A 22,059-nucleotide genomic window follows, 5' to 3' on the forward strand; every position below is an offset into this window, starting at 1 on the left:
TTTGTGTGAGAACTCCAATGATACCTGATTTTTAAGTCTTGGTGTTTTTATTTTGTCATTTTTCTAAAGTGGCTAACTTGATTATAAAATTCGCCGTTTAATGTTGTTTGCTTAATATCAATAGTTTCCCACATATTATTTTGTGCATGTACATTCCCTACCATCATCCAAAATGATCCTATTAACGTTAATAATATTAATTTATATTTCACAAATTTAACCTCTTTTTATTATAAATAAATAATATCATAATTATATTAGTTAATAACTTACAAAATGGTTACATTTGTTTCGACTTACATTGATTTGCTATATAATTAGGTTTAATTGCTAAACTATGTAAAAAGCGATTAGTACAAACCACTTTACTAGAAAGGATTTAGTATAATTAATAAATATTATATTAATGATATTTATTTATATAGTAACTATCGGCTTAATATGAAAATCTTTAATGTCAATAATGCCCAAGAAACCAAACAAATTGGTACCCAATTAGCTTATTTATTATCAGCTGGCGACTTACTTTTATTAGATGGTGATCTAGGTGCAGGTAAAACTACCTTTACGAAGGGACTAGCTATCGGGCTAGGAGTTACTCGGACTATCAAAAGTCCAACTTTTACCATTATTCGTGAATATCAAGGCGGTAAATTTCCTTTATACCACATGGATGTATATCGTTTGGAAAATGGCGGTGGTAATGAACTAGGATTGGAAGAATATTTCATGTCTGGTGGTATTAGCGTCGTTGAATGGTCAAATTTTATTAGCGATGTTTTACCAAAAAATTATCTTAAAATATCATTTTCACGTGATGATAAGCATCTTGATTCAACTACCCGAACAATTACAATGGAGGCTACTAATAACCACTATCAGCATATTTTGGAGCAACTAGATGAGTAAAAACAACACAGATACTGTTAGCATCCGGCCAATTAATTCAACTGATGCAAGTGCCTTACTTAAATTAGTTAAAGTATTAATCACGGAAAGTGATACGTTTACTCTCGATACTAATTTAAAATATTATTCTGTTGAACAACAAGTTATCGCGATTAATGAAATTCAAGCAACGACTACTAACGTTATTTTTGTTGCTGCTTATAAAGATCAATTAATCGGCCTTGCAACTATTCAACCTACCCTTCATGATAATAAACAAGGTGAAATTGGTGTAGCAGTTTTAAAAGCTTTTCAAGGTAATAAACTTGCACAAGCTTTAATTGATGAAAGTATTTATTGGGCTGAAAGTTATAGTACCTTAAATAATCTATTTTTAAGTGTTCAAGTACAAAATGCGCCCGCTATTCATATTTATCAAAAGTTTAATTTTGAAGTTATTCCAGCTAGCACTAGAACAATTACTCTTAAAAATAATAAAACGGTTACTACTTTTGATATGCAATTTGACTTAACTCCACTTATTGGCTAAAAGGAGACGATTATGGATTTTATTGCCATTGATTTTGAAACGGCTAATCCAAGCCGTAACAGTGCTGTTTCATTAGCATTAACAATTGTTCGGGATAATTCTATTAGTGATGAATTTTACACTTTAATTAATCCACAAACTACTTTTCACCGACGTAATATCCAAATCCATGGCATTACTTCGCAGGATGTTGTTAATGCGCCCACTTTTCCTCTTATTTGGGAACAAATTAAAATGTTCTTTACAAGTGATCAACTTGTAATTGCACATAATGCCCCCTTTGATAATAGTGTTTTAAAAAACACCCTCCTATCATATAACCTAATAGTCCCTACTTTTTTAAGTTTGGACACAGCTCGGCTAAGCAAACAATTGCTACCGCATTTAGTAAACCATAAATTAAATACAGTAGCGAATGCACTTGATATTCCTCTGGTTCATCATCACAATGCTTTGGATGATAGTCTCGCCGCTGCTAATATACTTCTAAAGGAATATGCCCAATTTGGTGAAACACCTATTAATCAAGCTATAAAACTATATCAGAGCTAATAATGTTTCCTATTGAAGCATTAATCTTTAAATTATAACCCCCCTTAAAAGCTAAAGTAATCACTTTTAAGGGGGGTTATAATATTTACCTACAATTCTTCACTCGAATCATTAAATGCTGCATTTTCAGCGTAATTGATATGTTGTCGTAATTGTACGGCTGTTTTTCGTGATATTTGATGTTGTGCGTAAAGCTGAGCTACTCCTTCTCTTTGAGCAGTCAAGGCGACTGCTAAAATCTCCGCTTTCTCTTGCATTGCATCCCTATTTTCAGCATTATTATCTTGTTTTATTTTTTCAATTCGACTACGATATTGAATAATCAAATTGTAAACAGCTTGATGATCATATACATGTGCCGCTTCTTTTACACTTAAATAATCGGATAAGCCTTTAATTGCTGCTTTAGCAGTTTCCCTACGTGCTAATTCATATTGAGACTGCAATTCTTCCGTATCATCACCACTCAACCAAATTCTAATGAATCTAAAAAATCTACGAATTGCATATTCAATCCATCGACTCGAAAATGTTATTTGTCGATGCATATAATTCTCGAGTTCATTTTCTTGCCGTTCAATTCTACGAATTCCTGAATGGTATACTAACTGTGATATTTTTTCATTTATTAATAACTTTTGTAAACAGTCTCGTTCAATCATAAGACCTTTTTTACGTAGCTCAATTTCATCTTCAATTACTGGTGCTACTAAACTATCGGCTTGATACTTAAGTTGAATTTTCCGAATTAAAAATTGATATTCTAAAATAAGATCATAGATGATTCCTTGATTCCCTTCACGTCGTAGGTTTTCAAGTGTTTTTACAGCCATCTGTAAAGTAATAATTCTTGCAGTTGGTTCACTTATATAATATGGTGCTAAAGCTTTCCCTTCATCATATAAGGCTTTTATTGTCTGTGTTTCCTCATCAATTATAATTTTTTTCTGTGTTACCCATGGTAAAACAACAACTGCCATTAATAAGCTCAATAAAATAGTTACCGCAGCTAATGCAATTGTTAATTCCCGTGCTGGAAAGCCAGCACCATTTTTTAGCGTACTGGGAATTGATAAAACCCCTGCCATCGTTATTGAGCCTCTAACTCCCGTCAGTCCTGATAAGATAGCAACACGCCATGATACTGCTTCATGAGTATTTTTCTTAAAATGATGTGTCCACTGACTAACATAGGTCCACAAAACACGAATAATAAATAAAATCATCCAAATTACAACGGCATAACCAACAACCTCAAAAATATTAAACTGTGCTGCTCCTGTTGAAATATGCGTAGCTACTGGTAATTCAATACCTAAAATAACAAATAACATTCCATTCAATAAATATGAAACAATCTTCCAAGTATTAATTCCTATTAAAGTTAACTCTGGTGTTTCTTCAATACTTTTAGTTGAATGCACATTTGCTAAAATACCTGCAGCCACCACCGCAATCACGCCAGAAGCATTGAAAACTTCTTCAGCAATAAAAAATATTAAAAATGGTGTTATTAGCTGCACAACAACATGAAATATGGCATCATCAATTCCTTTTCGGCGTAAGTTATCAATAACTAAATTAATTAACTGCATGAAGACCAAGCCAACAACTATCCCCACAATAATTAATCTCACCATTTCTAAACCAATCCAGGGTATTTGGGTGATGCTAAATGCCCCAGTAACTGTCGCGGTGATTGCAAATCTAAAGGCCACCAAACCACTAGCATCGTTAATTAGACTTTCGCCAGCAACCAGGTGCATAATTCTAGCCGGTAAACTAACTGAGTTCCCAATTGACTGGACTGCTACTGGGTCAGTTGGTGATAAAATAGCTGCTAACGCAAATGCTACTGGTAAAGGAATCGCTGGTACAATCAGGTAAATTAGCCACCCACCTAGAATCGTTGTTAATAAAACTAATAAAATTGCATTTCCAAAAATTGGCCCTCTTAATTCCCATAGTTCTTTCTTTGGAAATGTCCAAGCATCATTGAACAATAATGGTGCAATAAATAATAGCAAAAACCAATCTGTTTCTAACTTAATTTCTGTATGAAACATTAAAGCTGCACTAGCACCTAAAATAATTTGCACAATACTAACTGGAATTTTTGGGATGAAATGCGAAATTATATTAGCACAAATAATTAAAAATACTAATAAAATAACTACTTCCAAAATTGGCACGTAAAGTTCCTCCATTCTAGTCTATTACTATTAATAATAGCTAAGGTTTAAAGAAAACGCAAAAGTTCTTCTTTTAATATTTATCATTAAAAGAAGAACTTTATATTACTATCTTAAATTTAATCTGAGCCCATTATCCTAACTTCTGGTTCTAACTTAACTTTATCTTTTTCATATACCACAGCTTGAACATGTTTAATTACTTGTAAAAAATCACTTGCCGTCGCATGGTCAATATTAACAACAAAACCAGCATGCTTCTTTGAAACCTCGGCACCACCTACCCGATAACCTTGGAGGCCAGCATCCATAATCAATTTACCAGCATAATAGCCAGTTGGTCGCTTAAAAGTTGAGCCAGCAGAAGGTAATTCAAGAGGCTGTTTATCCCGACGTCTTTGATTAAAATCATCCATTGTTGCTCTAATTATCGTTTTATCACCTTTTTGCAACTGGAAACTAGCGGCAATAATTACGTCGTGTGTATGTTGCATAACACTATCACGATAATTTAACTTTGCCTCTTCTTTCGTATAGGTCTTATACTTACCATTTCTAGTAATTACATCAACAGAAGCTAAAATATCATTTGTTTCACCATTATATGCCCCAGCATTCATATAAACAGCACCACCAATTGAGCCTGGAATACCAGCCGCCCATTCAAAGCCAGTTAAGCCTTGCTGATATGCATATTCTGAAGTATCAATAGTTAATGTTCCAGCTAATACAGTTAAACTATCGGCGTCATGCCTAATACCGACGAGCTTAGTCATCATCAGAACAATTCCTCTTATACCCCCATCTTTAATTAATAAATTTGATGAATTGCCTAATACTGTCAATAAAAGTTCATTTTCATGAGCAAAATCAACAATCTTATGGACCTCTTCAATAGAATGGGGAAAAACTAACCAATCTGCAGGTCCGCCAATTGCTGTATGTGTATACTTATTTAAAAGTTCATTTTTTAATATTTCCATTGTTGGAAATTCATTAATTAAATCGACTATCATTTTATCAACCTTTTTTCTAAATAATTACCACCAAAAATTATAACTAACATCTATTTAACATTATAAACTAAATAAAAAAGTCATGATACTCGGTTATATCACAACTTTATGCTATCTATTGTATGGAAGATACAGGGCTCGAACCTGTGACCCTCTGCTTGTAAGGCAGATGCTCTCCCAACTGAGCTAATCTTCCATTCACTATACATAAAAGTATAGCATAATTTTTACGTTATTCAATATTAAATTTGTTTTTTTGATTAGAGCTTAACCGCCATTTTAAATAATGATCTGCTAATGCTAAATTATTATCAAGATTTTCTTTAGTGAAATCATTTCTAACCTGTGCACGTAATTCAGTTTCTAATAATCCACTTAAATCCTGCCATAATGGGCCAACACCAACCATTATATTTAACATACCTTTTTCGGTATGTTGATCCGTTTTAAATATAATTTGTACTCTTAGAGCAAAACTACGGTAAGCAACAAAGTCTGCATTTAGATTACCTTCTTCCCAAGAAAATGTCGGAAAAACAACTACCGATGAGCCAAAATGATCTTCAATGGTTTCTGTAACAATTTGTTGAACCTCAACTAAATACAAATCCCTTAGCTCGTCATTTTGATTATTTTTAGGTTTTTTTTCAATTTCTTTTTTCCCAAATAACATATCAATCACTTCCAAATAATTTATTAATTTTATATTATCATTATTATTGATAAATTTCTTCTAAATGCTCAAAAACATACATCGCAGCCTCATACCGAGACAACATTGAATATGCATCATTTAAGAAGTGCTCATCCGGTAAAACATATTGAAACTGGCGATTAGCTTCTAATGCATTATTTAAAACTGCTAAGATTCGTTGAACTTCATCATTTTTCAATATTGCTTGTCTTGTCTTACGAATTGGTCTTGCAATCGCATCATACAATAATCCAGTTCTCACAATAATTTCAGCCGATAAATTTTGTAACTCAACATTCTCATTTGGTATTACAAATATTGGCGTAGCTAAAAGCTTTACTTTATCAATATTTTCTAGTTCTTTAGCACTAAACAGTACTCCTTCAACTGCGGCAATATGTAAATCATTTTGATTAGTAACATTTTCTTGAGCAGCCCCGATTCGCCCCCATTGACCATCTTTTGTTATCGTTATTTTTTGTTCTTGATTTTTATTTGCCCCATAATTTTTAACTTCAATAACATGGATACCAAACATTGAGACCGTAATAAAATCAATTTCAGTAGCACCGATAACGTTACCGTCACTATCAAATTCGGGTAATGTCGGATTTTGTACATATTCAAGTTGATGTTGATCAAGTTTCGCTTGTACTAATTGCTCGCCACGCACTCCATAATAGCGGCCACGTTGTTCATAGTTCATTTTCCTAAGATTTTTTTGTAATGTTATTAGTTCTTCAATTTGGTTTTTTTTCGGTAATAAATTACGATTAACTAATAAATTTTTTAATTGCTCATGCTTATCAAAGTCATCCATTAAATCTAAAAGCTTTGAAATCCATTCATTAATAGTTGATAACATTGTTGATGGCAAAACATCATTATCTTCACCAAAATCATTTTGGATATTATTTAAATATTCATATGCAGCAGCCATGTTAGTAGTGCTAGTACGTACACCTGGTACAGGTAATCTTTTACGAAAAGTCGTATAGTTACCCTGTTTTAGCATCAATTTAATTTGTTTGGCCATTCTTTTTTCATCACGTTGAACTGGATTAGCATGAAGACGATTTGCTTCGTCCATTTCTGTTTCATACTCAACATAATCACCAACTTTAACGGGTTGATAATTAGCCCAAGCTAATAAAAAAAAGATTGATTGATCATCATCACTTTGAATAAATCCGTATCCCCCAGCATGTCTTCTTCGGTCATAGGGAACTATTTCACGAACACGGCCTTTATATTCCATATAAGTAATTTACCTTTCAAGTTAGGTCCTTAGTTTTCTAAAGTAATACTATCTTTAAGTTTTTGATAAACTCCTGGTTCAACCATTTCAATGGCTTTTCCAAGAACACTTTGCGCTTGCTTATAATCATATTGTTCTTGATAAGCTACTAATGCTGCTTGATAGGTCTTACCAATTTGTTGGTTTTTCAACCGATAGCGATTTGCATATTGTAATAATTGCTCTGCTAAACGAGCATCACTTTGCATATCATTAGTTAGTTGTTCAATTTCTGTCGTATATTTGAGAATTACTTGATTTTGCTTTTCAACATCATCAATATCAATCCGAATTGCTTGAATATCTTGATCAAGTTTGCCAATTAAATAGTTAACATGTTCATATTGATTACGATATTCCTGAGATAAACCCGGCAAATTCATTTGTTCAACACTTCGCTTAATATCTCGTAACTTAAATGCTGACTGTTCCAATATTTTTTTAATATTTTGTTCACGTTCATTAAGACTAGCAACACCATTCCAAATTTTTTGATGTTCTTCTTCTAATTTTGTCAATTTATTTTCAATCTCATTTAATACATAATTTATGCTAGTATAAATTGCTTTGTTAAATTGAACATCTAACATAATTTGTCGATACTGGGCACTTACCTTCTCAATTTCTTCCCCAAATTTATGGGTGGTCCCTATTTCTTGATTAGTTAATATATATCGTTGCCCTAAACGATCTAATTCCATTAATAATAAATGATTCTGTCGTTTTGCATGTTCAATAAATCGACTAACTTCTGGTAAAACGCGTTTTACTTCTTTTTTCGCATCTAATTCTGCTTGCATTTTACTATAAATACCATCAATTTGCTTAGCGATTTTACTAGTTGCAGCCTTGGCTTCATCAATTTCTAATTCATCCAATAAATTACTGGCAATTACGCGGCTAGCATCTATACTATCAATGTTTTTAGCAATATTTTGATCCTCAAATAAATAACCATCTTCCAATAGTTGTTGATGAGCACTCTTTAATTCATTAATTTGTGCTGGAAAATCAATCGATAGCTGTTGTCGAATTGCTGGAATTTGCTCAATCATCATTTCAAGTTGCTTTGTTTCGTCATTTAATTGATCATAAATGTCTGTAGCTGCTGTGTGATCACCTTGATTAGTTAATTGCGTAAATTCATCAAAATCATCTTCTAAAGAAGCTAACATTTCCTCTAATTTATCAATTGAATCTCCAAATTCAAAGTTTTTAGTAAGTAATTCTTTACGCAAAAACTGATACTTACCTTCAAGTTCCCGTACCGCTTGCCGATGAGCTTCATCAATTGCTTTTAACGCTTCTAACTCTTGCCTAACTTCAACTATCTTATTCGCAATCTCATCTAAAAATAGTTCAAGTTGATGATATTGCTGCTGAGTTTTTACAATATTCCATCCCTTTACATCAAATAATAATAGATCAACTGAACGATCAAATTCTTTAAAATCATTTTTTTCAATATCTTGATATTTTTTTTGAATTTCTTGAAATTTTTTTAGTGATTTCCCAGTTAAACTTAATTTTTCACTTTTTTTAAGTTCATCTTTAGTATCTAATTCTGTCAACTTTTGCTTTTTTAGTTGTAATTCACTTACCTTTTTTACTGTCATCCTTTGTATAACAAATATTACAATATAAATAATGATCGCAATTACAAAAATTCCTATTACTACTTTTAATAATGATGATGTCATATACTATTCCTTCAATACATATTAATTTTTATTATTTATAATTATTCTCTTTGTACGTATCACGTTTTTTAGTGATTAATCTACCCATTAAAAACAATCATTGTTTGCTAAATTTTACAGAAAACACAAGCCCTTATTAAGTTTAAGTATATCACATGCTTTCACTTTGCTTACTGATAATATAGCTTAGTTATCGTAATGTAACAAAAAAGCTAGTAGTATTAATAGGATAAATCTCATCTACTAATTTTACTAGCTTTTACAATTATGTATTTTTAATACCAACCAGTACGTTGGGTATGTAGCCAAGCGCGGTATGGTGTCCCATAACGATTTGCGATATATCGTAATCCTTGTCGTGCTTGACCACTAACTGATCTATCTACAACGTTAGTGGTTTGAAATAGGCCATAATATCGGCCATTACGCGCATGTCGATTCCAACCAGATTCTCTTTTGATAATCTTGTTTAAATATTTAGTTTGTGTCTTGCCCCAATTATAATTTTGCTTAGCAATCCGATATACCACATGTTTATTACTTTTTACAGATGCATCAACTGAAGTTGTAGGTTTAGCCACTACCACAAATGCAATAATTACAAGTATACATACTAAAACATTTTTTATTAAGTTTTTCATATTATTATTTTCCATGAACAATATGATACTGCTAAAACATAACGGTTATATTATTGAAATATAGCAATTGAGCGACTTTTATTGCAACCTTGTAACAAACAAAGCATTAGTAAAAAATCTGTAATGTTTAGGGCATAACTTATTTTTAGTGAAAGTTTATTAATTTAATCTAAGTTATGTGTTTTTTGCTTATGATAGCTTAATCGTCAATACATGAAGGTTCCAGCCACATAAATTAATTAACCAAATTTAATTTTTGGTATAATCTGCCATCTGCAATTAATTAGTGTTATATTATTTGTAGAATTAGCCTGAGCCTTTTATAGGTATGCAAAAAACAAAAAGATAGCTTAGCATCTAACCAAACTACTCATGGTCGGTATCATTATCTCATTTTGGTTTATCAACACGCGAAAACAAAAAAGCCTAGGAAAAACATCCTAGACTTTTTAACAAACATTAAATTATCCCAATTTGTTGTAGTATTCAACAACAAGGTTTTCTTCAATATCAGCATCAAGATCTTCACGTTCTGGTAAACGAACTAATGAACCCTTCAATGCTTCAGCATCAAATTCAACAAATTGAGGACGTGCAATAACTGCTTCAACAGCTGCTGCAATGATAGCCAAGTTCTTTGACTTATCACGTACTGAAATTTCTTGACCTGGTTTAACTTCATATGAAGCAATATCTACACGCTTACCATCAACAAGAATGTGACCATGGTTAACCAATTGACGAGCTTGGGCCCGTGTAGTAGCTAAACCTAAGCGGTAAACCATATTGTCCAAACGAGTTTCAAGTAAAACAAGGAAGTTCGTACCGTGAGTTCCCTTACGAACACGACCAGCTTTTTCAAACAAGTTAGCAAATTGACGTTCAGTCATACCATAGGTAAAACGTAGTCGTTGCTTTTCGCGAAGTTGGATACCAAATTCTGATAATTTACCACGACGTCCTTGTCCATGATCACCTGGTGCATATGGTTTTCTTGCTAATTCTTTACCAGTACCTGATAATGATACACCTAAACGACGTGAAATTCGGTACTTAGGACCTGTATAACGAGACATAAATAATGTCCTCCTACTTAATATGAATTATGTTATCTAATAATTCATGTGAACTCAATATTCGTGTAGCTAAATTCACGCTTTTCACCTTCACAGCCGCGGTTACTAGGCTTCCTTTGACGGGGTAATTTAGCTAGTGACGAGCTTACCGTTCACTGCTGCCTTATTAAACACAAGGTATATCTTACCATAGTATCCCATAAAAATAAACAATTATATTCCAAGTGATTCTTTAATTATCAATTCACTATGCGGAAATATCCCTAAACTGCTATACTTAGCTTAAAAAAAACTGAAAGGAATTTAATATGCAACAACCACTAGCCTTTCGCATGCGTCCTAAAACCTTAGCTGAAATTGTTGGCCAAACCGATATTATCGGGACCAATAAAATTATTAATCGGATGGTTAAAGCTAAGCGCCTATCATCAATGATTTTGTATGGGCCACCTGGCACTGGTAAAACCAGTATCGCTAGTGCTATTGCGGGTACTACTAACTATGCTTTCAGAATATTAAATGCTGCTGTAGATAGCAAAAAGGAGCTACAAATTGTTGCCGAAGAAGCCAAAATATCCGGAACTGTTATCCTACTACTTGATGAAATTCATCGCTTAGATAAAGCTAAGCAAGATTTTTTACTACCGCATTTAGAAAGTGGTGCAATTGTTTTAATTGGCGCAACAACTGAAAACCCCTATATTTCTATTAGCCCTGCCATTCGATCTAGAACCCAAATTTTCGAGGTGAAACCTTTAAAGCAAAATGAAATTGAAATAGCAATTCGCCATGCCCTTAAAGATCCAATCCGGGGTTTAGGTCAACTAAATGTTGATCTAACACCTGATGCTATGACTGAACTAGTGATGGCTACTAACGGTGATTTAAGAAGTGCACTCAATAGTCTAGAATTAGCAGTTTTATCTACTAATCCTGATTCGAATAATCAGATTCATGTTACATTAGAAATTATTCAAGACACCGTTCAACGGAAAAATATTAGTGGTGATAAAAATGGCGATGCTCACTACGATGTCATATCAGCTTTTCAAAAATCAATTCGCGGTAGTGATGTTAATGCCACTTTGCATTACTTAGCGCGCCTAATTGAGATGGGTGACTTACCAATTATCATTCGCCGCTTACTAGTTATTGCTTATGAAGATATTGGTTTAGCTAATCCCCAGCTAGCAGCAAGGACTCTTCAAGCTACTAATACCGCCGAAAAAATTGGCTTACCTGAAGCGCGTATTCCTTTAGCTAATATCGCAATTGAATTGGCTTTATCACCTAAATCAAATTCTGCATTAATCGCTATTGATGCCGCCCTTAACGATTTACATTCATACGGTAATTTAGCCATTCCTGCGCACTTAAAAGATGCCCATTATCAAGGTGCTACTAAGTTAGGGCATGGCGTCCACTATAAATACCCTCATAATTATCAAAATGATTGGATTAGACAACAATATTTGCCGTCTAAATTAAAAAAACAAATCTATTTTAAACCTAAAGGTAACAGTAACTATGAAAAACAACTCAAATTAACTGCTGAAAAACTCGATTCGCTTTAATTTTAAGTAATCTATTGGTATAATTAATTAAAAGAATCTAAGGTATACGCGAAAATTCATGATTTCAGCTTTGCCTTACAAGTAATTACAAATTGGTTGAGGAACATTACTTTGGCATGTAGGCCTTACACTTGGTAACATTAAAAAGTAATTATTAGTCAGCCACCTCGTTTATCGGGGTCAAACTGAAGAATTTTCTAACGGTGCCAATTTGGACTTCTTTAACTGAAGCTGGATCAAAAGTAATTTTGATTCAGCTTTTTTGCTAACAGCCTAAATAATTTAGATTGGACATATGTATATGTTACTTAATATTTTAATGATTGTTTTTGTTTTTATAGAATTTTTAATTGGTTTCTACCTAATACATCATCCCAAGGATTCTTTTTTAGGCTTAAAAATAATGCCTAAACATACTCAACAGCTAAAAAAATTTTCCTTACTTTTTGTTATTGTTGGAATTTTTACTTTGATTACTCTTTATCTTGCAAACATTACCTTAATTGCCATCATGCTAATCATTGGTATGATTTTGTCCTCAATTTTATTATTTAATGTAGCAAATCTTTTTAAAGGTTAACTTGATTAATTTTTTCCTAATAGCTATGTTATACTGTAGGTATAGTAATGAAAGATGAGGTGAGTATTATGTTAGATCAACATTATTTAAACATCCTTGTCCCCGTAGATGGTTCAAAGGAAGCTGAACTTGCTTTAAATAAAGCAATTGCAGTTACTAAGCGAAACGGTAGTCAAGCACACTTACATATTTTACATGTAATAGATACACGTGCGTTTCAAAATGTTTCTTCCTTTGATACTTCTATGGTTGAACAGGTTTCGGAAACTGCTAAAGAAACACTAGATGAATATGTTCAACGCGCACAAACAGCTGGTGTGACAAATGTCGATTATAGTATTGAATATGGTTCTCCTAAAGCCATTATTGCTAAAGAAGCCCCTAAAGAATTTAACGCTGATTTGATTATGATTGGCGCAACTGGTTTAAACGCTGTCGAACGAATCTTAATTGGATCTGTAACTGAATATGTAACCCGTGTTGCCGATATTGATGTGTTAGTTGTTAGAACAACGACTGATTAACTTTATCAGCTAAAAATGGTTAAAATAAAAATCCTAGTTTATAACTAAACTAGGATCTTTATTTTAACCATTTTTTCATTGTCATTTTAAAGAATTAAATAATATTTTTTGTTCATTTAACATATCATGTAATTCGGATAAAGTGATTTCCTTATTAAGCAATTGTTCAATTATTTTTTTATTATTTTTCTTAAATTGATTATTTGTTGAGCTTACACCAATTAAACATCCCATCATTAAATGATTAACTGCAGTTTGCTTGCTCTTAGCTAAGTAACTCTTCATAATACATGCTTTACCATAAACAGATAGTTCTAGTAAATACGCACGATGATTCTTAATAATCAAATTAATTATTTTAAGTGCTAAGTTATCGTAGTTCCATAATTGATAGACTTCAGCAATATCATATAAACTGTTTGTAAGAACTGTTGATTCATGGGCTGAGGTTGGTGTTAGCTTTATGGCTAAATTGTAGGCTAACTGGCCATAAGTTACTACCTTTTTATCATCCTTCTTTTTTGAGCTAATGACCATTAAATTAACTAAAACTATCAATTCAAAATAAGCATGTGGATGCTTTGATAGTTGTTCTTGCGCCAACAACGTAGCTCTATATGACGCTTCATATTTACGAGTACAATATTCAAGATATGCAATCATAAGATAATATTGACTAATCAGATATGGATCTTTTAACTTACTATATTTAATTTGTTCCAATTTTTGTCTTAACTTAACTGGTTTTCGCAATAAATATAAAGAAAAACACGCTGTAATGTTTTCATGATAATCATCATTAGTCTTTAATAATAAATTGTCATCTAAAATTAGATTCAAGCGTTTACACACTAGTTGCGCGGTCTTTACACGTGGCACATGATTTCTATTCTCAATATGACTTATCGTTGCTTGTGTACAAATTCCGCTTCCTAATTCAGTTTGTGTTAAACCTAAATCTAGTCGTTTATTTCTTATTTTCTCGCCGTCAATCCACATCTATGATCCTCACTATACTTTCACCTCAAAGCTTTATGCTTTTAGATATTCGTATGCAAATCTCAGTTCACCTTCATTAATAAAGATCTCACCTGTTTTGACAAAGCCAACTTTTTCAAGTAAATGTTGCATACGAGTATTTAATGGATGTGTATCTACCCGTATACTCGCAATCGTAGCATCTAATTCCAAACACTTTAAGATAGCTGCTCTCAACATTCGATATCCCACTTGTTGACCACTGGCACTCAAACTAACTGCTACCCGATGAATAGTGTAATAAGGTTGATCATATCTCAGCCAAGCACCATTTTCGATAATTTTATACCACGGATCAATACCATCAATTAGTGATATAAAACCCACCACAGTTTTTTCAAGTTTGGCAACATAAAGATGTCCTTTTACAATATCATTTTCAAAATCATCTTCGTTGGGATATCCAGCTTGCCACTGATTAATACCGTCTGCCTTTAATAACGCTTTGGCTTGCTTAGTTATTTCCATAACATCTAATAAATCAGCAATTTCAGCTTTTTGTAACATTAATTCTGCCATTGTATTAAATTCCTTAATCATCCGATAAAATTTTTGCGATAAGCGTTATTATAACTGACTTTTCAGCATTCTACAATCATTTTATTACAAAAATTTATGATCAATGACTAAATATAAAAAAGGGGACAATAACATTCTTCATGTTATCACCCCCCTTTAGGAAGAATCACGCCATTTTACGTTGTATTCAACCGCAATAAAATGGTCTTAATTTTAACTGTTGATGCTTTGCACTTTCCCAAACTTAACTATATGACCACATTATCGTTGAAAGTTTTACCAAAACTACACGCCTATCTAGTTTAACAAGAGTACCATTAATCCATTTACTTAACTTTAACACTACTAGAATCAGCGAATCTCCAGCGATATTGTCCGCAAGTTACCTTATCCGGTTCCAATATCTACGATTCTTCCTTATGGCTATATATTATCATGAAAGCGCTTTCTAGTAAAGCATTTTGTTTAATTTATTTATTTCCTGTATGAAAACGATTGTTAAACTGTGTTGAGCCCAAAATACTGATATATTCACCATGTAGTTCATAATCAATTCCTTTAATTTCAACACTTTCTTCAACTCTCAAAGGAACTACTAAACTTATTAACTTAGCAATGATAAATGTCATAACACCTGCAAAAATAATAGTAAAAATAACTGCAACACCTTGAATACCTAACTGTTTTAGTGATCCCGTTGCAATTAAGCCACCATTTTCCTTAAATGCAAATACACCAGTTAAAATCCCACCTATAATCCCACCTATTCCATGGAAACCAAATGCATCTAGTGTATCATCATAGTGAAATTTATTTTTCAAAAAGTTAATCAAAAAATAAACAATCGGCGTAGCTACTAAGGCCATTGATAAAGCAGCTGTAGGTGAAACTAACCCTGCTGCGGGCGTAATAACAACTAAGCCAACTAAGCTACCAGATAATGCCCCCGTAATTTTGGCCTTATTAGTTCTAATAAAATCAATTATAAACCACATAACCATGGCACTAGCAGCTGCAATACTTGTATTTACAAAAGCTAAAATAGCAGTACTATTCGCCGCCAATGCGGACCCACTATTAAAACCAAACCAACCAATCCATAATAATGCGCCACCAATCACAACATTAACAATGTTATCAGGTTCATCATTTTCATCCTTTAATTTGCGCCTTTTACCAATTAGTATGGCTAACACTAAACCAGAAACACCCGAAGAAATATGAACAACATCTCCGCCAGCAAAATCTAATGCGCCTAGTTTAGCAAGTAGTCCTCCACCCCAGACCATATGAGCCAATGGTGTATATACGGTAATCAACCATATTGGAATAAACATAAGCATTGCTTTTAGGTTTACTCTACCAACTACAGAACCAGTAATAATTGCAACTGTAATGATGGGGAACATGCCTTGAAATAACATAAATGCAGCATCAGGAATATTTAAATTCATTGTTGATTTAGAAAAAGATATGCCATTTAATAACACATTATGCAAATTACCGATAAATTTACCATTACCAGAAAAAGCAAGTGAATAACCTAAAACACTCCATACCAATGGAGCAATTCCTAAAATAATAACTGATAAAAAAACTGTATTACTAGCATACTTTTTATTAGCTAGGCCACCATAAAATAAGGCTAAACCTGGTGTCATAATCCATACTAATGCTGCTGATATCAATACCCAAACAATATCTCCTGTATCCATCATATCTCTCCTCGCAAATAAAAAATTCTATACCAATTAACTATTAGGATACTTATTTTTTATTTACTTTCAAAGTGATTTTGTTAGTTAATATGACATTAACAAGCATTAATATTATAAAATTAATATGTACGTTTTTTTACCATTGTTTATTTTTTACTTTCTTGATCAAGATTTTCTTGATGGACTACTTCACCAAAATCCTGAATAAACCTTAAAATATCCTCAGCTTTTTCCGATCCGAAAATATCAATCCATCCGTTAAATCGATCACGTACTTTCCTACTAATTATACGCTCTGCTTCTTTACCATCAGGAGTTAAGTGCAATAACATTCTACGTCGATCCTTAATATCTGGTTCTTGGTAAATATAATTTCTTTTCAATAACATTTTGATTTGTCTAGAAATTGCCGCACGGGTCACATTACGTTCATCAACAATATCTGTTAATGTAAGTGTTTCACGTTGAGCCACATCTCTTAGTATTAAATACTGTTCAAATGATAATTTATATTTAGCTGCTGGCTGGGCAATTACATCATCCAGATATTTAACATATGCTAAATACACATCAATATATTTTTCTAGTAATTCCGATTTCATTTACTTTAGATCCTCTCAGTTACTAACTTCAGCCGACTTTATTATCTGCTAAAATAATCTTAATTTCTGCTAACATTTCTGGTGTTTTTTCCCACTCATCCCAGCTTGACATCTCCCAAACTGGCATTTTCTGAGTTTCATTAATGTATTTTTCATATATTTGCACATGTTTTGAATGTGGAATATTTAATTTAAGAATTCTAACCTCTTTAATAAACCCCTTTTCAACCGCTGCTTCTGCACGGCCATTATGTGTTAAATTACCAACTTCATAATATTTAGAACTATCATTACGGGTAATTTCTTCAATCAAATCTAAGGTTTCTTCCATACTATGCCTCCCTAACTATCTTTAAATTATATTATATCATCAAAAACATAAAAACCCTTCGTCAAAAAAGACGAAGGGTCGGCATAAGAGAGAAAGAGAATTGATTAGAAGGTAAGAAATTTTTTCTTACTTGCTATTATATTACATAATAATGTAAGCGCTGTCAATAGACTTTACATATTTAATCATAATAAACTTAATGCTGCTCCGTCTGCAATTACTATCACATTTTTATGATTTTGTAGAATTGATGCAGGCATATTTTCAACTATCGGACCTTTTATCATATTAGCAATAGCTTGAGCCTTTTTGGTGCCATATGCCAACATAATAATCTGTTTTGCAGCCATAATTTGTTGAATACCCATGGTAATTGCTTGGGTTGGTACATCCGCTATATTTTCAAAAAAACGTGCATTAGCCTTGATTGTATTTGCTGTTAAATCAACTAAATGAGTTTTACTATCAAAGGACGTTCCCGGTTCATTAAAACCAATATGACCATTCTCTCCAATTCCTAGTATTTGAATATCAATGGGATTTTTTGCAATGATATCATTATACCGCTTTATTTCATCAGCAATAACTGTTGCATCACCATTTGGTAAATAGTTTGCTTTGAAGTTTACCTTATCAAATAATTTTTTTTGCATAAATTGATGATAACTTTGAGGATGCTTTGCAGATAAACCAACGTATTCATCTAAATTTACTGATACAACATGTTGCATATTAATATGTTGTGCAATTATAGCTTGATATAAAGTAATCGGTGTACTTCCTGTTGCTAATCCAAGACAATTTAATCTATTATTTTTTAATGCATTACTAATAATACGAACCCCTTCGTTCCCTCCATCTTCTGGGGTATTAACTTTTATAATTTGCATATTAAATCCTTTCTGTTCATTGGTATATACCAATGATAACCTACTATCCATAGTTTAACAAGATTTAATCCCACTAATGCTTTTAAATCTACCAATAATAATCACTTTTTCTTCATTCATTACACAAAAAAGCAACTAATTGAAAGGATCAATCAGTTGCTTTTTATTTTTTTAACTCATATCAATTAACAAAGCACCAATAAATCCTTCTTATTGCACTGTAACTGACTTCGCTAAGTTTCTTGGACGATCAACATCTAAGCCACGACCTAACGATGTATAATATGATAATAATTGAACAGGTACTGTCGCTAGAAGAATTGCTAACTGTTGGACAACTTGCGGATCATCATCTTGGGCATCAACTGAAGGCAAAATAACTTGATCTCCTTCTTTAGCATTTTCTTTAGTCGTAATAATCATCGTATGAGCACCACGCGCGGCCGTCTCTGCTAAATTAGATCGTGTCAAATCAGCTGTAGCACTTTGTGTTAACAGTGCAATTACTGGAGTCTTTTCTTCAATCAATGCTAAAGTTCCATGTTTTAGCTCCCCTGCTGCGAACCCTTCCGTATGGACATAAGAAATTTCTTTCAACTTCAAGGCTGCTTCAAGTGCTAGTTCGGCATCATTAATTCTACCAATGTAAAATGCATGTTTAGCATTAACCAAGTATTCTTCAGCTAACTCTTGATACTTTTCTTTATTTTGTAAAATTGCCTCCATCGCTATTGCAATTGAAGCTAAGGGATGTGCTACATTGAAACTGTCATTAGCCATCGCTTGGGCTAAAATTGCCAATACTGAAATTTGTGCCGTATAAGCTTTAGTTGATGCAACTGCAATCTCAGGGCCTGCCAACAATGGTAATGCATAAGTAGCCTCACGTGCTAACGTTGAATTAGGAACATTAGTTAGCGTCAATGATTTAAATCCACGTTCTTTAACCATTTGGAGTACTTCGCGTGAATCAGCGGTTTCACCGGATTGTGATAAGAAAACAAAAAATGGATTATCTTCGGGAATAAAGTTATCATATGCAAACTCTGATGAAATTTCAACTTGAGTTGGCTTATTAACTAATCCTTCAAACATTCGCTTTCCGATTAATGAAGCATGATATGAAGTTCCTGCTGCCACAATATAAATTCTTTGTGCTTTTTGCAACGCATCTTTAATTTCATTATCAAGCGCAACATGTTGTTGTGCATCCATATAATGTTCCAAAATTGTCCGAATTACATTAGGCTGTTCTTCAACTTCCTTTAGCATATAGAATGGATAAAGTCCTTTGTCAGTTTCTGACGCATCAATATCTAAGCGAAAAGCTTCGTGGTTTACTACGTTTCCTTGTTCATTTAAAATAGTAATTTCATCACCTTTTACAATTGCCATTTCACCATCATCAAGAGCCATAAAGTCATGCGTATATTCCAACATTGCGGCTGCATCAGAAGTCACAACATTAAAATCATCCCCTAGGCCAAGCAAAAGTGGGCTTTTATTTCTTGCCACATACAATGTATCTGGCTGCTGATTATCCACTAATACGAATCCGTAAGATCCATCACCAATTAAATTCAAAACTTTTCTAAAAGCAGATACTATATCCAACTTTTTATTTTCAACAAAAAATGCAATTAATTGAACAGCAACTTCGGTATCTGTTTCTGATTTAAAAGGTACATCTGCTAAATACGTTTGGCGTAATTCACGGAAATTTTCAATCACCCCATTATGCACTAAATAAAATCGACCAGATGCTGACACATGAGGGTGTGAGTTACGAGCACTTGGCACACCATGTGTCGCCCATCGTGTATGAGCAATTCCCGTCGTCCCTTGAATTTTTTTATCGGCAACCATCTCTTCAAGTTTAGCTACCCGACCTTTTTCTTTATATAAATATTCTTTTCCATCTTTATCATTAACATAGACCCCGGCTGAATCATAGCCACGGTATTCTAGTTTTTCTAATCCTCGTAATAGAACTGGTAACGCAACTTTATTCCCAGTTATTCCAACAATTCCACACATAGTGAATCCTCACTTTATAATTTTATATTTAATGGTCTAAATCATATTAACCTAAATAAAAGATATTTGTCAAGAATAACCTTAAATTGGTATAGACATCTTTTGATGATTTTAATTGTAATTACATATTTGTATTTAACTATCATTGTTAACAAATTATACCTATCATTATAGGTACTGTGTTCAAAAAAACGAGACTAGCGAAGTTACCTCAGTCTCGTTTAATCATTTAAATAATATTTTAAAAATATCAAATTCAAAAATTGGTATAGCCTAACTAGACAACACCAACTTCAGTTTTAACAACTGCCACAATTCGATTAACATATTTTGTAACCATTTCTTGGGTTGGCGCCTCTGCCATTACTCGTAAAAGGTTTTCTGTTCCACTTGGCCGCACAAGAACGCGTCCATCACCATTCATTTCTGCTTCAACTTCGGCAATAACATTTTTAATTGCCGTATTTTCTAAAGCTTCTTTTTTATTATTAACTTGTACATTAACCAATTTTTGCGGATATTCGGTCACATCATTGGCCAAAACAGATAATTTTTTTCCAGTAACTTTCATTATATATAATAATTGAATTGCTGTTAGCATTCCATCACCGGTGGTATTCCAATCCAAAAATACAACATGTCCTGATTGTTCACCACCAACGTTATAGCCATTTTTCAACATTTCTTCAACTACATAACGATCCCCAACTGCGGTTTTAACTGATTGCATATCATTAGCTTCTAGCGCTTTATACATACCAATATTTGACATAACGGTTGTTACAACCGTATTTTTTTTAAGGCGTCCATTTTCATTCAAATATTTACCAGTAATAAACATTATTTTATCACCATTAACAAGATTACCTAACTCATCAACTGCAATTAACCGGTCTCCATCACCGTCAAACGCTAAACCAACATCCGCACTTTTAGCAAGGACAAATTTAGCTAATTCTTCGGGATGCGTAGATCCAACCCCATCATTAATATTAATACCATCGGGGCTAGTTGCCATTGTACTAAAATCAGTTCCCAAATCAGCAAATAAATGTGACACCAAGCCAGAAGTTGCTCCATTTGCAGCATCAATTGCAACATTTAAGCCACTTAAATCATCGGGGATCGTATCTTGTAAAAATTTAGTGTATTTCAACGCACCTTCAGGATAATCTGAAACACTTCCTAAGCCCTGTGCTGCCGGTCGTGGTAAGGTGTCAACTGGCGCATCTAATAGTTGTTCAATCTCAAATTCTAAAGCATCAGATAGTTTAAAACCATCTGCACCAAAAAATTTAATTCCATTATCGGCAGCAGGATTGTGTGATGCAGTTATCATAACACCAGCATCAGCTGATTGTGCACGAACTAAATAGGCAACGCCGGGTGTAGACATTACGCCTAAACTCAATACTTCAATTCCAACTGATAATAAACCCGATATTAACGCATATTCTAACATTTGTCCTGAAATACGAGTATCATGCGCTACTAAAACCCGAGGCTGTCGCGCTTGTGAACTAGCATGTTGCGTTAGTACATACCCACCTGCACGGCCTAATCTAAACGCAAGTTCAGGTGATAAACTTTCATTTGCTACCCCTCGAACACCATCTGTGCCAAAATATTTCAGTTTAATT

At 33.2% G+C, this 22,059-nt stretch carries 22 protein-coding genes and 1 tRNA gene; 6 read left to right on the forward strand and 17 right to left on the reverse strand.

Going from position 1 to position 22,059, the window contains the following annotated elements:
* Positions 1 to 47 precede the first annotated feature (47 nt).
* The gene (locus JOC59_RS06255) at positions 48 to 212 is read right to left on the reverse strand and encodes a hypothetical protein (protein ID WP_205143945.1); all 165 of its coding nucleotides are present in this window, start codon (positions 210 to 212) and stop codon (positions 48 to 50) included.
* 229 nt (positions 213 to 441) lie between these two features.
* Here JOC59_RS06255 and tsaE point away from each other — a divergent pair, with 229 nt between their 5' ends.
* The 3 genes from tsaE to JOC59_RS06270 are packed head-to-tail and all read left to right on the forward strand — an operon-like array spanning position 442 to position 1,990.
* Entirely contained in the window at positions 442 to 909 is a 468-nt protein-coding gene (tsaE, locus tag JOC59_RS06260; RefSeq protein WP_205143946.1) for a tRNA (adenosine(37)-N6)-threonylcarbamoyltransferase complex ATPase subunit type 1 TsaE, read from the forward strand.
* On the forward strand, positions 902 to 1,438 hold the full coding sequence (locus JOC59_RS06265; RefSeq protein WP_205143947.1) for a GNAT family N-acetyltransferase: 537 nt from the start codon (positions 902 to 904) through the stop codon (positions 1,436 to 1,438). Before tsaE ends, JOC59_RS06265 begins: the two co-directional genes overlap by 8 nt.
* A 12-nt stretch (positions 1,439 to 1,450) precedes the next feature.
* Complete coding sequence (locus JOC59_RS06270; protein ID WP_205143948.1) at positions 1,451 to 1,990, forward strand: 3'-5' exonuclease; 540 nt, start codon at positions 1,451 to 1,453, stop codon at positions 1,988 to 1,990.
* Positions 1,991 to 2,079: 89 nt separating this feature from the next.
* Here the strand turns inward: JOC59_RS06270 and JOC59_RS06275 are convergent, their stop codons facing one another.
* From JOC59_RS06275 to rpsD, 8 genes are all read right to left on the reverse strand, one after another.
* A complete protein-coding gene (locus tag JOC59_RS06275; protein WP_205143949.1) occupies positions 2,080 to 4,182 on the reverse strand; it encodes a Na+/H+ antiporter in 2,103 nt (700 codons plus the stop codon).
* A gap of 119 nt (positions 4,183 to 4,301) precedes the next feature.
* The gene (murB, locus tag JOC59_RS06280) at positions 4,302 to 5,198 is read right to left on the reverse strand and encodes a UDP-N-acetylmuramate dehydrogenase (RefSeq protein WP_205143950.1); all 897 of its coding nucleotides are present in this window, start codon (positions 5,196 to 5,198) and stop codon (positions 4,302 to 4,304) included.
* Positions 5,199 to 5,321: 123 nt separating this feature from the next.
* Positions 5,322 to 5,394: transfer RNA gene (locus JOC59_RS06285), tRNA-Val, on the reverse strand.
* Between the two features lie 36 nt (positions 5,395 to 5,430).
* Positions 5,431 to 5,871, reverse strand: coding sequence for a hypothetical protein (locus JOC59_RS06290; protein WP_205143951.1), 441 nt, complete (start codon positions 5,869 to 5,871; stop codon positions 5,431 to 5,433).
* Positions 5,872 to 5,914: 43 nt separating this feature from the next.
* Positions 5,915 to 7,150 (reverse strand): nuclease-related domain-containing protein, encoded by a 1,236-nt coding sequence (locus tag JOC59_RS06295; RefSeq protein WP_205143952.1) that lies wholly within the window; start codon positions 7,148 to 7,150, stop codon positions 5,915 to 5,917.
* A 29-nt stretch (positions 7,151 to 7,179) separates the two neighbouring features.
* Entirely contained in the window at positions 7,180 to 8,889 is a 1,710-nt protein-coding gene (locus JOC59_RS06300; protein WP_205143953.1) for a septation ring formation regulator EzrA, read from the reverse strand.
* 275 nt (positions 8,890 to 9,164) lie between these two features.
* Positions 9,165 to 9,530, reverse strand: a complete 366-nt coding sequence (locus tag JOC59_RS06305) for an aggregation-promoting factor C-terminal-like domain-containing protein (RefSeq protein WP_205143954.1) — start codon at positions 9,528 to 9,530, stop codon at positions 9,165 to 9,167.
* A gap of 464 nt (positions 9,531 to 9,994) precedes the next feature.
* Positions 9,995 to 10,606, reverse strand: a complete 612-nt coding sequence (rpsD, locus tag JOC59_RS06310; protein ID WP_205143955.1) for a 30S ribosomal protein S4 — start codon at positions 10,604 to 10,606, stop codon at positions 9,995 to 9,997.
* Positions 10,607 to 10,914: 308 nt separating this feature from the next.
* On the opposite strand from rpsD, the gene JOC59_RS06315 reads away from it, so the two are divergent.
* The 3 genes from JOC59_RS06315 (at position 10,915) to JOC59_RS06330 (ending at position 13,284) form a co-directional block, all read left to right on the forward strand.
* A complete protein-coding gene (locus tag JOC59_RS06315) occupies positions 10,915 to 12,180 on the forward strand; it encodes a replication-associated recombination protein A (RefSeq protein ID WP_205143956.1) in 1,266 nt (421 codons plus the stop codon).
* Between the two features lie 301 nt (positions 12,181 to 12,481).
* Positions 12,482 to 12,760 carry a hypothetical protein gene (locus JOC59_RS06325; protein WP_205143957.1) on the forward strand — a complete coding sequence of 93 codons (279 nt, stop codon included), beginning with the start codon at positions 12,482 to 12,484 and terminating at the stop codon, positions 12,758 to 12,760.
* Positions 12,761 to 12,807: 47 nt separating this feature from the next.
* Positions 12,808 to 13,284 (forward strand): universal stress protein, encoded by a 477-nt coding sequence (locus JOC59_RS06330; protein ID WP_205143958.1) that lies wholly within the window; start codon positions 12,808 to 12,810, stop codon positions 13,282 to 13,284.
* Positions 13,285 to 13,365: 81 nt separating this feature from the next.
* On the opposite strand, the gene JOC59_RS06335 is transcribed toward JOC59_RS06330, so the two are convergent.
* From JOC59_RS06335 to glmM, 8 genes are all read right to left on the reverse strand, one after another.
* Positions 13,366 to 14,283, reverse strand: a complete 918-nt coding sequence (locus JOC59_RS06335) for a helix-turn-helix transcriptional regulator (protein WP_205143959.1) — start codon at positions 14,281 to 14,283, stop codon at positions 13,366 to 13,368.
* Positions 14,284 to 14,316: 33 nt separating this feature from the next.
* Positions 14,317 to 14,841, reverse strand: a complete 525-nt coding sequence (locus JOC59_RS06340; RefSeq protein WP_205143960.1) for a GNAT family N-acetyltransferase — start codon at positions 14,839 to 14,841, stop codon at positions 14,317 to 14,319.
* A 470-nt stretch (positions 14,842 to 15,311) separates the two neighbouring features.
* A complete protein-coding gene (locus JOC59_RS06345; protein ID WP_205143974.1) occupies positions 15,312 to 16,556 on the reverse strand; it encodes an ammonium transporter in 1,245 nt (414 codons plus the stop codon).
* 149 nt (positions 16,557 to 16,705) lie between these two features.
* On the reverse strand, positions 16,706 to 17,161 hold the full coding sequence (locus tag JOC59_RS06350) for a MarR family winged helix-turn-helix transcriptional regulator (RefSeq protein WP_205143961.1): 456 nt from the start codon (positions 17,159 to 17,161) through the stop codon (positions 16,706 to 16,708).
* A 28-nt stretch (positions 17,162 to 17,189) separates the two neighbouring features.
* Positions 17,190 to 17,492 carry a hypothetical protein gene (locus tag JOC59_RS06355; protein ID WP_205143962.1) on the reverse strand — a complete coding sequence of 101 codons (303 nt, stop codon included), beginning with the start codon at positions 17,490 to 17,492 and terminating at the stop codon, positions 17,190 to 17,192.
* A 185-nt stretch (positions 17,493 to 17,677) separates the two neighbouring features.
* Positions 17,678 to 18,382 (reverse strand): glucosamine-6-phosphate deaminase, encoded by a 705-nt coding sequence (nagB, locus tag JOC59_RS06360; RefSeq protein WP_205143963.1) that lies wholly within the window; start codon positions 18,380 to 18,382, stop codon positions 17,678 to 17,680.
* A 210-nt stretch (positions 18,383 to 18,592) separates the two neighbouring features.
* A complete protein-coding gene (glmS, locus tag JOC59_RS06365) occupies positions 18,593 to 20,419 on the reverse strand; it encodes a glutamine--fructose-6-phosphate transaminase (isomerizing) (protein WP_205143964.1) in 1,827 nt (608 codons plus the stop codon).
* A gap of 277 nt (positions 20,420 to 20,696) precedes the next feature.
* Complete coding sequence (glmM, locus tag JOC59_RS06370; protein ID WP_338090194.1) at positions 20,697 to 22,058, reverse strand: phosphoglucosamine mutase; 1,362 nt, start codon at positions 22,056 to 22,058, stop codon at positions 20,697 to 20,699.
* Position 22,059 lies beyond the last annotated feature (1 nt).

Origin of the sequence: Periweissella beninensis, assembly GCF_016908275.1 — a bacterium.
Lineage (GTDB): Bacteria > Bacillota > Bacilli > Lactobacillales > Lactobacillaceae > Periweissella > Periweissella beninensis.